This is a genomic window from Paenibacillus sp. OK003 (assembly GCF_900109515.1).
Taxonomy (GTDB): Bacteria; Bacillota; Bacilli; order Paenibacillales; family Paenibacillaceae; genus Paenibacillus; species Paenibacillus marchantiae.
The window spans coordinates 1-12,903 of the sequence record NZ_FOBD01000034.1 but is presented as its reverse complement, the minus strand read 5'-3'; the positions used below and the strand labels follow the sequence as shown (position 1 = coordinate 12,903).

The 12,903-nt window shown below is 44.4% G+C and carries 14 protein-coding genes; 10 read left to right on the top strand and 4 right to left on the bottom strand.

Annotated features, from left to right (window positions below; translation table 11 throughout):
* Window positions 1-69: 69 nt before the first annotated feature.
* On the bottom strand, window positions 70-1,485 hold the full coding sequence (gene pyk, locus BMW94_RS29670) for a pyruvate kinase (protein WP_064642858.1): 1,416 nt from the start codon (window positions 1,483-1,485) through the stop codon (window positions 70-72).
* Window positions 1,486-1,597: 112 nt separating this feature from the next.
* Between pyk and BMW94_RS29665 the strand changes: the two genes are divergently transcribed.
* Entirely contained in the window at window positions 1,598-2,377 is a 780-nt protein-coding gene (locus BMW94_RS29665; protein ID WP_091002203.1) for a helix-turn-helix domain-containing protein, read from the top strand.
* Between the two features lie 144 nt (window positions 2,378-2,521).
* Here BMW94_RS29665 and BMW94_RS29660 read toward each other — a convergent pair whose 3' ends face one another.
* Window positions 2,522-3,193, bottom strand: a complete 672-nt coding sequence (locus tag BMW94_RS29660; RefSeq protein WP_091002202.1) for a phosphatase PAP2 family protein — start codon at window positions 3,191-3,193, stop codon at window positions 2,522-2,524.
* 299 nt (window positions 3,194-3,492) lie between these two features.
* Here BMW94_RS29660 and BMW94_RS29655 point away from each other — a divergent pair, with 299 nt between their 5' ends.
* The 4 genes from BMW94_RS29655 (at window position 3,493) to BMW94_RS29640 (ending at window position 5,662) form a co-directional block, all read left to right on the top strand.
* Complete coding sequence (locus BMW94_RS29655) at window positions 3,493-4,278, top strand: CPBP family intramembrane glutamic endopeptidase (RefSeq protein ID WP_091002201.1); 786 nt, start codon at window positions 3,493-3,495, stop codon at window positions 4,276-4,278.
* A 142-nt stretch (window positions 4,279-4,420) separates the two neighbouring features.
* Window positions 4,421-4,657 carry a DUF6953 family protein gene (locus BMW94_RS29650; RefSeq protein WP_063568137.1) on the top strand — a complete coding sequence of 79 codons (237 nt, stop codon included), beginning with the start codon at window positions 4,421-4,423 and terminating at the stop codon, window positions 4,655-4,657.
* A gap of 387 nt (window positions 4,658-5,044) precedes the next feature.
* Window positions 5,045-5,245, top strand: a complete 201-nt coding sequence (locus BMW94_RS29645) for a cold-shock protein (RefSeq protein WP_024633772.1) — start codon at window positions 5,045-5,047, stop codon at window positions 5,243-5,245.
* 189 nt (window positions 5,246-5,434) lie between these two features.
* Window positions 5,435-5,662 (top strand): cold-shock protein, encoded by a 228-nt coding sequence (locus BMW94_RS29640; RefSeq protein ID WP_017691121.1) that lies wholly within the window; start codon window positions 5,435-5,437, stop codon window positions 5,660-5,662.
* A gap of 253 nt (window positions 5,663-5,915) precedes the next feature.
* Here the strand turns inward: BMW94_RS29640 and BMW94_RS29635 are convergent, their stop codons facing one another.
* Window positions 5,916-6,275, bottom strand: a complete 360-nt coding sequence (locus BMW94_RS29635; protein ID WP_091002200.1) for a hypothetical protein — start codon at window positions 6,273-6,275, stop codon at window positions 5,916-5,918.
* A gap of 164 nt (window positions 6,276-6,439) precedes the next feature.
* Between BMW94_RS29635 and BMW94_RS29630 the strand changes: the two genes are divergently transcribed.
* Window positions 6,440-7,180 carry a class I SAM-dependent methyltransferase gene (locus BMW94_RS29630; protein ID WP_091002199.1) on the top strand — a complete coding sequence of 247 codons (741 nt, stop codon included), beginning with the start codon at window positions 6,440-6,442 and terminating at the stop codon, window positions 7,178-7,180.
* Window positions 7,181-7,358: 178 nt separating this feature from the next.
* Here the strand turns inward: BMW94_RS29630 and BMW94_RS29625 are convergent, their stop codons facing one another.
* Complete coding sequence (locus BMW94_RS29625; RefSeq protein ID WP_091002198.1) at window positions 7,359-8,003, bottom strand: GntR family transcriptional regulator; 645 nt, start codon at window positions 8,001-8,003, stop codon at window positions 7,359-7,361.
* 328 nt (window positions 8,004-8,331) lie between these two features.
* Between BMW94_RS29625 and BMW94_RS29620 the strand changes: the two genes are divergently transcribed.
* The 4 genes from BMW94_RS29620 (at window position 8,332) to rocF (ending at window position 12,190) form a co-directional block, all read left to right on the top strand.
* Window positions 8,332-9,153: a transporter substrate-binding domain-containing protein gene (locus BMW94_RS29620; RefSeq protein WP_091002197.1), complete on the top strand. Its 822-nt coding sequence runs from the start codon at window positions 8,332-8,334 to the stop codon at window positions 9,151-9,153.
* Between the two features lie 23 nt (window positions 9,154-9,176).
* Entirely contained in the window at window positions 9,177-9,836 is a 660-nt protein-coding gene (locus BMW94_RS29615) for an amino acid ABC transporter permease (RefSeq protein WP_091002196.1), read from the top strand.
* Window positions 9,837-9,974: 138 nt separating this feature from the next.
* Window positions 9,975-11,168 (top strand): ornithine--oxo-acid transaminase, encoded by a 1,194-nt coding sequence (locus BMW94_RS29610; protein ID WP_091002221.1) that lies wholly within the window; start codon window positions 9,975-9,977, stop codon window positions 11,166-11,168.
* Between the two features lie 53 nt (window positions 11,169-11,221).
* Window positions 11,222-12,190, top strand: a complete 969-nt coding sequence (gene rocF / locus BMW94_RS29605) for an arginase (protein WP_091002195.1) — start codon at window positions 11,222-11,224, stop codon at window positions 12,188-12,190.
* The last annotated feature ends 713 nt before the right edge of the window (window positions 12,191-12,903 follow it).

Genomic DNA, 12,903 nt, shown 5'->3' with positions numbered 1-12,903 from the left:
GACGCATTTCTGCTCTCGGTGGTTTTTTGTATTCTCAACGAAACGATATATGCAATTCTATCTGTTGAATTATACTTGTTGAACTTTAATCAAGTTGGTATTACCGGATTGACCAATCGGTACGCCAGCGGACAATACGATGATGTCCCCTTTTTCGATATAACCGGTTTTGATTGCATTGCGTGTTGCGGACTCGAACATTTCATCGGTTGTTGTTACTTTGTCGCCCATAACCGGAATGACGCCGGAGAGCAGGCAGATTTTCGCAAGTACTTCTTCATGCTGTGTAACCGCAATGATCGGTGCTTTCGGACGATATTTGGAGATCATACGCGCCGTAAATCCACTCTCGGTAGAAGTGATGATCGCTTTGGCATTCAGGACGAGGGAAGAGCTAACTGCTCCCTGACTGATAACTTCGGTAATGTCAGCTACTTGTTGAGCGGACTTTTGATTGAATTGTTCTTTGTAATCAATCATCGTTTCAGCACGGCGAGCAACAGCAGCCATCGTGCGCACGGATTGTACCGGATATTTACCAGCAGCCGATTCACCAGACAACATCACAACGTCTGCGCCTTGAAGAACAGCGTTAGCTACGTCACTAACTTCGGAACGAGTTGGACGCGGATTCACTTGCATGGATTCCAGCATGTGTGTTGCGACGATAACCGGTTTACCTGCACGGTTACATTTATCGATCATTTCTTTTTGCATCATAGGTACGTCTTCGATCGGTACTTCAACCCCGAGATCTCCACGCGCTACCATGATACCGTCAGATGCTTCAATGATATCGTCCAGATTGGTCATGCCTTCCTGGTTTTCAATTTTGGAGATAATTTGTACATGATCTACACCGCGTTCTTTCAGAATACTGCGGATTTCACGAATGTCGTCGCCTTTACGAACAAAGGAAGCAGCGATGATTTCGATACCGTTTTCGATGCCGAATCCGATGTGCATAACGTCACGTTCCGTTACACCTGGCAAAGTCGTTTTGATTCCTGGCAAGTTAACCCCTTTACGTGGTTTCAGAATGCCGCCGCTGATGATTTTACAGTGAATATCTGATCCTTCCACGGACAGTACAGTCAGATCCACCAAACCATCATCGATGAGGATGCGATCTCCAGGTTTTACAACGAGGTTCAATTCCGGATAGTTTACTGAAATGCGCTCAGCGTCACCAAGAATTTCTTCGGTAGTCAGGATAAGTTCTTTACCCGCTTGCAGATGGCAGGATGCTTCTTTTAGTTTGCCAATACGAACTTCCGGTCCCTTGATATCCATCATAATCGGTATATACGTATTCAATTCGGAAGCCGCTTTGCGGATATTGTTAATCCGTGCCACGTGATCTTCCAGCTCACCGTGAGCCATGTTCAGGCGGGCAACCGTCATCCCTTCCTGAATCATTACTTTTAACAATTCGATTGAGTCACAAGCAGGTCCCATAGTACAAATAATTTTTGTTTTCAACATGCTATTTTCCTCCTCAGATGTTTGCTTATATGTGTATTGTAGCGTTTTCTGTCGAATCAGGGTATGAACTATAGTACAATGATTAGAATATAGTCCAATAATGAGGTGTGTTATGGTCACTCCATTAGAAGTACGACACATTAATGGTGTCGGTTGGTATGAAGAAGCGGTGCAGTCACAGGCGACTTGGCGGTTAAGCTTGGTTACTTATGGAAAATGTGTATATTGGGTGAACGGAGAGAAGCAGATCATGGAGAAGGGTGAGCTGCTGCTAATTCCCGCTGGTATTCCGTATTACGGCAAAAGCATTCCTACCGTGACCCACACGCAAATTGTAGTTCAATTAAAGGGAGACCATGCACAAGGTTTGCCCGCGCTGGAACAGAGGGAGGCCTTGCGACATAAGCCCGGATGTTATGAACTGATTCACGAACGCATGAAAGCTATCCAGCAACAATGGCAGGAACGTCCGTCTTATTATGTCATGATGAGCCAAGCCTTATTGATGGAAGTGCTTATTTATATAAATAGGGAACTGGACCGCGGGGTTATTCCACCGGAGAGACATGTTCATGCGGAGCGGATGAAGCGATACATTGAGCGGCATTACCGGGAGAAAGTTACGAAAGAAGAGCTCGGGGACGAGATCGGTAAAACCCCCAATTACGCAGCGGCGTTATTTAAAAGCATGACGAATCAGACGATCAGCCAATATGTTCATGATCAACGGATGAAAAGGGCAGTGTATTTGCTTACCGAGTCACAGCTCTCCATTCAGGAAATTGCAGAATTTCTCGGTTACCGTGATCTGTCTTATTTTTACCGGATATACAAGCGTTTAATGGGGAGCCCTCCATCTGATTTGCTCCATGAACGTCCACCCATTATATGAAAGACAGTGTCCTCATGGTCTCGTCTTGGAAAGTTTTTACATTTAAACATCAACTTGCAATCACGCAAAAAAAAGAGGGCCGAGGCCCTCTTTCTTGGTTTCATGACAGTTGAATTCTCCTGCCTTTACAGTATAAATCATATCTTAAGCGTTGCTGCTTGTATTTGTAGCCGTGATTGGCTGCTTTGTTTTTTTGCTTGCCAGACCAACGCGAACTGCAAATACATGCACAGCCCAGTACGCTGCTTCAGCGAACAGAATGCCGCCAGCTACATCCAGCAGCGAATGCTGTTTCACAAATACCGTCGAAGCAATGATCAGCCACAGCCATACCGACCAGGAGATTCGCGCCAGTGGTTTGAAGTTCAAGTGGCGATTGATGATGATGAAGAGCAAATAACTTGTGAGACAGTGGATGCTTGGAAAACAGTTAAATGGGGCATCATTGGTATAGATAAATTGTACGAGCGCACTGCTCAGACCTGTTCCGATAGCTTCCGGTCGTGGCACGTAAGTAGGGAAGACCGCAAAAACGATATTGGCTGCGATTACTCCTACGTTATAGGTCATTATCATACGCCAGAATAGCGATTTGTTCGTCAGACCCAAATAGAGAAATCCAAGATAAAGAATCGGCATCCAACTGATATAAGGAAAAATAAATTCTTTGATAAAAGGAATCTGTGTATCAATCCAGGCATAATTGTAGAAGACATCACTTCCGGTGTTACTGCCCAACAAAACATAAATGGAACCTTGAAGCGGTATACATAAGATTGCCAGCAAATGTCCCCAGCGCATAAATAATGCTTTCATAGTATCCCCCTGATTTTGTTCTTCATTTTGCAGCTTTCATCTTAACTCTCCATATATATGACGTTGCAGAAGTGTCGTACCCCTGCAGCGATTCATTCTATTATTACTATAATAGACATTTTAGCACTTGAGCCATACCTGATTGTAAGGTAAAAGCTGTAAGAGAAATTCTCTTTTTTGTTACTTTTATAGTTTTATCCATAAAAGGATATCCGGATATCCAATAGACATGATACAACTAAATTGTCATATGAGTTCATATGACAACCATTAAAAATGAAATGAGGCTGGTACAATCTATGAAAACCCTGCAATCCAAGCAAAATCAATCCTTTTCGGCGCGCAGGCCCATGCTGACGGTAGTTATTATTGAACTGCTCCTTTTGCTGGCGGTTTTCGCGGCAGGGGCGGTTGCTACCGTGAAGCAACTGGATTACACATCCCCCGTATTGATGTCGTTTACTCCAATTGCTCTTGTGCTCATTATTTATCTCACCCTGCGACGCAAATGGAGAGAGACAGGATTTCGCTCCTTAAGAACCATCCCGGCAAGTCATGCAAAGTATTATATTCCGCTACTCCTTGTACTGGGTACTCTTGCACTGAAAGGATTTACTGAATTAACCTTGTCCAAGGTCGCTTTTTTTATCTTTTTCACCTTGCTCGTCGCTTTTGTGGAGGAAACCATTTATCGTGGACTAATCTTCAAAACTTTGCTTCGTAAAAGTGCGGTTGCGGCAGTTGTCACTTCAAGTGTTTTATTTTCTATCACTCATATCATGAATGCATTATCCGGTCAGAGTATGGCAGACTCCCTTCTGCAACTGATCTATGCACTGCTGTTGGGAGCAGCGCTCGCGCTGTTAATGTTGAAAAACGGAAATATCGTACCGCTGATCCTGTTTCATTTCATACATAATTTGATTCAATTTCTTGGGAACGACCGGCAAGATACCGGAACACTTCCCTACGATATCTTCATATTGGTTGTGTTGGTTACTTACTGCGTATGGTTGACGTTTAGCGTTCGAACGAAGTCATCTTCTTCAGAGAGTAGTACACCGGGGAGTTCAGTGGTTCATTAAACGGGTCTTGATCGGACGCTACATAACTCTGTTTAGCGCCAACCTTGGGATCGTGGTATACTTCAGTCTGGCGGTGTGACAGGCTTGCTCCATAATCAGAAGCCCGTTCATCCGTACAATGCATAGAGAAATAGGTGATATTGTGGAAAAGACAGCACAGGCAGTGGCGGAATGGATGGTACAGGAGATTAAATTTACCGGTACGCTTCATCAGGAAGCTGCAATTGAATATGTAAAGTCCAATTTTGGGGAAGAATTTGTATTTGTGAATGAGAATGGTAATACTTCGTTATCAAAAGAAGTGAAGAAAGCGTTCCGCAAGCTACATCGTGGGCAGATTGCATGGGATCGTGATGCTTTTATGTGGGCATGGACGTAGGCGTTATCCTGCAATGGATTGAGCTTTCGTGGATGTGTTGGATATGCATGTCAAAATTTTTTATAGAAAATGTATAAGTTGGTTCGGATCTGCATATCCTTTCATAAGACCGCAATGAGCGGCAGGGCAAGCGACAAACTCTGTTCAGGGCTTGCGAATAACATGTATTTCCAAAGCTGTTTGAAAAGAAAATACAAAGATTTGCTTTTTGGTGAAAACGGAGTTATAATAAAAACAAGTTATAGAGAGTGGAAAACCTAATTCACATATTGTAAAGGGCGATCACTTATAGGTTATGACTGGTACCTTTTTCAATGTGTGAATTTTTATTTGCTTGCTGCAAAGAACAAAGGAACATGTTAATCTTTATTTGGAGGTGTAATTCACATGCAAAACGGAACAGTAAAATGGTTCAACGCTGATAAAGGCTTCGGTTTCATCGAAGTTGAAGGCGGAGAAGATGTATTCGTACACTTCAGCGCTATTACAGGCGAAGGCTTCAAAACGCTGGACGAAGGTCAACGCGTGCAATTTAAAATTGTACAAGGAAACCGTGGTCCTCAAGCAGAAGAAGTTGTAAAACTGTAATTAAAGCATAGCTGCCTTTAACATGTTATAATGGTAAAGGCAGCTTCTTTTTTTTGAGCAGTTATAATGAAAGTCGGCCCAATAGTTGTCGAGACAGAAGTCCGGACGGGACAAAACTTCCGCTAAGTAGTGGCTTCTGTGAAATAACGTCGGATTAGATGTTTTTCCATAACAAAGGGGGTAGAAGTCATGTATAATCGCAAAAAACCGTTGGAAGAGATTCCACAAGCTGATGCGGCAATCTGGGAATGTACGAGTGATACGTGCAAAGGATGGATGCGGGACAATTTTGCGTTTGATAACGTACCTACTTGTCCGATATGTGCTTCTGAGATGGTCAGCACGACTAGGATGCTACCATTGCTTGAGAATTCGAATAGTAATCTTAAAACGATGCCTAAAGGAAATCGGATTTAACATAGCTTACCCGCCTCTAACGAGGTGTTTTTTTTTAAGTTGAACCTGACATCTTGTACAAAGGTAAGGGTATTAAATATGAAGTTCCCGGCATTCGTTTTGGCGAATGCCTTTTTTTATATCTTTTTTTTCAATTAATACATCCGATTTACAATAATGTGTTTACTTGGATCTATGGTTTGAATTAACGATAAATGTCAAACAAAGAGCCTTCTTGCATGAAGCAAGAAGGTTCTTTGTTTGTTTAGAGATTTTAGATGAACAGGAATGGCAGCAGAAACAGGGTTGCTACCAGAGCCAGATCAATCCCTGCTCCAGCTCCATAGCCGTAACCACCGTAACCCCCACCATATCCATAACCATATGGACCGTAGGCCGAAGATTTAACTTTCTTTGTTGCAACGGCGTTTTTCTTGCTGCTTTTCACAAGTTGCTGTTTGGATTTGACTGAACACAGCCGTGGTCCTTCGAAACATCCGTTCAAATAAACTTTGCCATCACGACATTGACTAAGCGTGCCATACATATGCTTACCGTCGTTCATAACGAGACAAACGGAACGTCCAACGTGCGGAGAAACCGTTTCTTCACATACCGGATTAATTCTGTACATGCAAATCCTCCTCATTAGGTGCGGTTGCCGCTTGAATTCAACGGTTTGTATATCATAGTAAAAAGAATACCAATTGGTATGGACGAGTACCCGGAAATTAGATGGGGAGGAGCCGTTTTTATATCTGCTCCATACACTGGAGGGAGTAAAAGGGAGGGGATCTCATGGATTACCATGATTTGCTGGCCCGGCTTGGAGAAGGTAGTGCCCATCCGGGAGGGTTTACAGCAACGATGCAACTGTTGGATACGCTGTCTCTGCCTGCGCATAGTAAGGTGCTTGAGGTGGGATGCGGTACAGGAAGGACGGCTTGTTATCTGGCTCGAAACGGTTATCGGGTAACTGCGGTTGATCTGAATCGGCAGATGTTGGATAAAGCAGTGCGACGCGCAAGACGGGAGCGCTTGGATATTCGTTTTATTCAGGCCGATGTGAAATCCTTACCTTTTCCGGATCATTATTTTGATGTGGTATTTGTGGAGTCCGTCACTATCTTCACCCAATGGCGAAGTACCCTTGCGGAATATAAGCGAGTATTGAAGCCAGGTGGTCTCTTCATTGATCGGGAGATGGTATTATCCGGAAGGAAGACAGAGGTGATGAGCCGTAGGCTGAAACAATTTTACGGAATAAGGACACTGGCAACCATGACCACATGGAAGAAACGTCTCAGACAGTGTGGATTTACTGAAGTCTTGGTTAAGGAACAGTCTCGTTCAATGGGAAAATGGGGCGTGGATCATGATCCTCATCGGGAGATGGATATGAGCTTGTTTGAGGATGAGCAAGTGCAGCGCATGGGTCGCACCAATGATCGTTTGCTTGCGAGATACGGAAAAAGACTGGGTTATGCGGTTTTTGAAGCAAAGTCATCAATGGATCCCGACAGTAAACAGAAAGAGTAAGATACCTGTTGGTGGAGAGGGTACTCCATTAATGCATATAAAAAAGTTGGCTGGTGCTAAACCTGACATCTAAAAAAGCAACCCAATCTAAAGTGGGTTGCTTTTTCTTTGTTCTCGGAATCTAAATCCAATCCAGTGAGTGATTAAGATTGTTCACACGAGATTTTGGCTGAAACGATTACAGCATATCATTGTCGATAATGCGCCAGTGGTGCTTCATCAGAGCTTCCAGTTGCGGTTTATCCTTGGCTCGAAAAGCGCTTAGAATTTGGCGATGTTCTTCATTTACTTCATTAAGCACACTGGATAGCTTCGGCTTATTGTCGCTAACATACGACTGGCGAATAAAGCTGTTTTTCAGCGTATTTAACATCTCGATGACAGTGGCGTTACCGCAACGCTGGATGTACAGGTTATGAAATTGATATTGATTCTTGCTGTAAGCAGCCAAATCAAGCTGGGTGATATCTTCATCCATTCGTGCAACAAGGGCTTCCATCTCCAGGAGCTCAGACGGTTTGAGGTGGTCTACTGCAAGTGTAGCAGCAAGTGCCTCAAGCGCACCGATGGCCTGCGAGAATTCGAGTTTTTTGCCAGCGTCAAAAGGAGCGACGATAAATCCCCTGCGTGGGATATATTGCAGAAGATTGTCAGAAGTGAGTTGAAATAAGGCTTCCCGAGTAGGTGTGCGGCTGATGTCCAGCTTTTTGCAAATCTCTGCTTCATTAATCTTCTGATTGGGGAGCAGAGTCCCGTCTTGAATTTTCTGCGCGATATAATCGTAAACGTGATCTTTCAAGGACCGGTATTTGGGTGCCTCCATACCGAATCCCCCCTTCTATATATAGTGATGATTGGATGTATGAGGGTGTGAGCCCTGTAATGGTGCGCCGTTCGGGAGTTTCAAGTTTTTATCATCTTAACACCGAGGGGAGAGTTGGGCAAGCAATCTTAATGATCTAAAATGGTGTTAGTTCCATGTTAAAAAAATTACGTATTATGGAATTATAGCGCATAATTGTGTCAAATTCATTGCCATACAACAGATTGTTTGTTAGTATTACTTACATTAAAGCCCATATATTGTCTTGTGTATATTGTATACAAGTTATATGCCTTTATCATTCCAAAACAGAACAGGGGTATGTTGAGTGAAAAGAGTGCTTTTGCCAATGATGCTGTTGTTAATGGTAGTAATCATGTCGGCTTGTGGGCAGGAACAAACGACGGGGGCCGGATCGGAACCTTCTCCATCCTCGGAGAGTGGTGGCGCAGAGAAGAAAGTAATCGTACTTGGCACCAGTGCAGACTACGCACCTTATGAATTTCACAAAAGCATTAATGGCAAAGACACTATTGTTGGTTTTGACATTGAGATTGCCAAGGCGATTGCTGCGGACATGGGAGCTGAGCTGAAGATTGAGGATATGGATTTTGATGGTTTGCTTATGGCGCTCAGCACGGACAAGGTTGATTTTGTGATATCAGGTTTAACACCTACAGAAGAGCGAAAGAAGAACGTTGATTTTACGGATATCTACTACTATGCAGAACAGGCTGTACTCGTTAGAGCTGACGAAGGCGAATCGATAGCCTCACTGGATAATTTGTCGGGTAAGCAGGTGGGTGTGCAGAAAAGCTCCATTCAGGAAGGCATTGCTCAGGACATTCAAGGTGCCAAACTTACTTCTCTTGCCAAAATTCCCGAATTGATTCTTGAATTGCAGACCGGGCGGGTAGATGCGCTGATTCTGGAGAAGCCGGTTGCGCAGCAGTATGTAAAAAACCAGGAGGGACTGGTTGTTGCAAACGTGAAGATTGATCAGGCAGAGGATGAGGGAGGATCGGCAATCGCCGTGAAAAAAGGCAACCAGGATCTCGTTGATCAGATCAACAGTACGCTGGAGAAGCTCAAAACGAGCGGAGATATCGATCGCTTCGTTATTGAAGCGAATGAGATGTTAGGCGAATAAACCGGGCGAGTGAGGGATATGCCTTGAATTTAGATTTCTCCTTTCTATCGGAACATTGGCAGGATTATGCGCGTAGCGCGTGGGTAACGTTAGAGCTTTCCTTCTTTGGGGTCTTGTTTGGCACATTACTGGGGGTTATGGTGGCACTGCTGCGTATATCACGAGTATGGCCTATCAAATTCGTAGCAACGGTGTATATTGAACTCATTCGCGGTACACCGATGTTGGTGCAAATTCTCATTATTCATTATGGTCTGACCGTAATCGGTGTGAACCTATCCGCATTTATGTCGGGGGTGGTCGCGCTGACTATGAACAGTTCGGCATACATGGCCGAGGTATTCCGGGCTGGGATTCAGGCAATCGATAAAGGACAGACTGAAGCTTCGCGTTCTCTTGGGATGTCTCATGGCATGACGCTTCGCTACATTATACTGCCGCAGGCCTTTCGTAACATGCTTCCAGCGATCGGCAATGAATTCATTATTATCATTAAAGATTCCTCGCTTGTTTCCATGATCGGGATTGCTGAGATTATCTACACGGCTAGAGCCGTTCAGGGGGTTACCTTCCAACCGCTTGCCCCGCTCCTTGTTGCTGCTGCCCTCTATTTTGTGATTACATTTACGTTGGCCAACCTGCTCACCTGGCTGGAACGCAGACTTTCCATATCATCCCGATAACGTGCATACGGATTCTACGAGTTAGTGGAATTAGGTGATAGCGGAAAAAGTGAGCAGGAGTCGTAAATGGTCGTGGCGAAGCATACATTGATATTGTATTTTGTATACAATATAATCAAAGAGGGGTGCTGGGAGTATATGTCAGATTCAAAAATGTTAATGGATTGGTCGGTACGTTACGCTGCACCTAATTATCATCCGCTCCCGATCGTTATTGAGCAGGCGGAGGGAGTATGGGTCGAAGATCCGGAAGGTCACCGTTATATGGATATGTTAAGTGCATATTCGGCATTAAATCATGGGCACAGACATCCAGCGATTATTCAGGCACTGAAGGATCAGGCAGATCGGGTAACATTAACATCACGGGCATTTCACAGCAGTGCGGCATCACTTTTCTATCAGAAGCTCTCGCAATTTACGGGCAAACCCAAAATTCTGGCCATGAACACGGGAGCTGAAGCGGTTGAAACAGCCGTGAAAGCAGTGCGAAGATGGGCATATCGCTGCAAGGGTGTACCGGAGAATCAAGCTGAAATCATCGTATGCTCGGGAAATTTTCATGGAAGAACACTGACGGTCACCTCTTTCTCATCTTCAGAAGAGTATAAAAAAGACTTTGGGCCTTTTACGCCCGGATTCAAAATCATTCCTTATGGTGACATTGAAGCGCTTAAGCTTGCGATTACACCGAACACGGCCGCTTTCCTTGTGGAACCCATTCAGGGGGAAGCTGGTATTGTCATCCCGCCAGAAGGATATCTTGCGGAAGCCTTTACGCTGTGCAGACAGCATCGGGTGTTGACCGTGGCGGATGAGATTCAGACCGGATTCGGACGAACGGGACGCCGATTTGCCTCTGACTGGGAGGGGGTTGAGCCTGATATCTGGATTATGGGTAAGGCACTGGGTGGAGGAATGATGCCCATCTCGGCTATTGCTGCTAATGCGGAAATACTGGATTTGTTTGAACCGGGTTCTCATGGCTCCACATTCGGGGGGAACCCACTCGCTTGTGCCGTGGCTGTCGCAGCACTGGAAGTTCTGGAAGATGAGAAGCTTGCAGAGCGCTCGGAGCGTCTGGGGAATTATTTTATGAAACAGCTTCAGGGAGTTCGCAGTTCAGCTGTGCGTGAGATTCGAGGTAGAGGATTGTTCATCGGTGTTGATCTGCATGTACCTGCACGTCCTTATTGTGAGAAATTAATGTCTGTTGGATTGCTCTGTAAAGAAACTCATGAGACAACGATCCGTTTTGCGCCGCCACTTACCATTACAGAGGTTGAGATCGACTGGGCGTTGGAGCGAATTACTCAGGTGTTGGGTGACTGATAAATATTTCATTCTTTGATTACTTCATATATGCAGCGAAGGAGCTGACCTACATGGAAAACAATGATATTGAATCTGCAGGAACGCTGAATGCTTCTAATGAAACGAGCCAATTGCTTTTACGTCATCATGACGTTGCTATCATTAAAGTTCCTTTTGGATTAGGTGGGGCGCGAGGTGGTGCTGAGCTAGGTCCGGATGAACTCATTACTGCAGGATTGAAACGTGAAATTGCAAGCCTTGGGTTAAATGTATCAAAAGAGATCCGTGTAGATTGTCCCTCAGAGTCTGTTGCTCCAATTGAACGAAACCGTGTGAAATATTTATCCGAGGTTAGACAGGTGAGTGAGCGAGTGTGCAATGAAGTGTCTGGGGCGATAGCGGGAGGTGCTTTTCCGCTTGTTCTGGGTGGGGATCACAGTGTAGCTATAGGTTCTCTTGCTGGGGTGTCTGCGCATTATTCCAATCTAGGTGTGATCTGGTTTGATGCCCATGCGGATTTGAACACAGAAGAGCGTAGTCTGTCTGGAAATATGCATGGGATGAGTGTTGCTGCCGCTTTGGGGCATTCTGCATTTAACTTGTCTCATATTCCGGGTGCAGGGTCGTTCGTTAATCCTTCCAATCTGGTCTACATTGGCTTACGTGATCTGGATGTGTATGAAAAGGAACAGATCCGAGCCCTTGGCATTAAGAGCTTTACAATGCATGATATTGATCGGTTAGGTATACAACAGGTTGTTGAACAGGCGCTGGCTGTAGTCGGGGAAGGAACAGATGGTATTCATATTAGCTTTGATATGGATTGTCTTGATCCGCGTGAGGCTCCGGGTGTGGGTACGCCGGTACCAGGGGGATTGAATTACCGTGAAGCTCATTTCGCACTGGAGCTGCTCGCTTCTACCAATCGAGTCACGTCCATGGATCTGGTGGAAGTTAATCCGCTATTTGATCAGAACAGGCATACGGCCCGCCTTGGAGTAGAACTGATTGCTTCATTGCTGGGTAAACGGATCTTATAACGGTTGTATAGATATTTCTTGTTCGGATGAATTCATGCTTATATAGAAGGTAAGGTCTAATCATATAATGTAAGGTTATATAAGAGCCAGGGTCAGACTCATCCATACGATCTTCAACGGAGTGAAGATAGGTATGAGTACTTCCCTGGCTAATGGTTGTTGGGTGCACTTCTTTACTTCTGAACGGATGGAGGGTGAAGTTAGCTTTATAGAGTAATAATGTTTGGTTGAGCGTGGCTTTCTTTTTACTTAAGGAGCATTGGGTACATATACGAGGGCTCTACTATAGAAGAAAGAGATTGTAGATTATCTGATGGAGAATGTGGTTCTAAATTTTTTTGAAAATAAGGCTTGCGTTCCGAATCTGTACATGGTATATTCTAATTCCGGCCAAGAAAACACGAGAAACACGGTGCGGCAAGCGAATGAAATAAGCTTCGAAAGAAACTTGAAAAAAGAGCTTGCAAAGTTGGTTCGGACGTGATAAGATATAAGAGTTGCTGAGGTGAACAACACGCGGCAATCAAACAAGTTTGATCTTTGAAAACTGAACAACGAGTGAGTAACGATCTTGCTTGCAAGATCGACGCTGAGAAATCGGTACACGTCTTCGGACTTTATGATTTCAAAGCAAAATAAATGAGATTTTTAATCTCGTCAGTTTCAAAATGAGCTTATCGCTCTTTTCAATACTTTATTGGAGAGTTTGATCC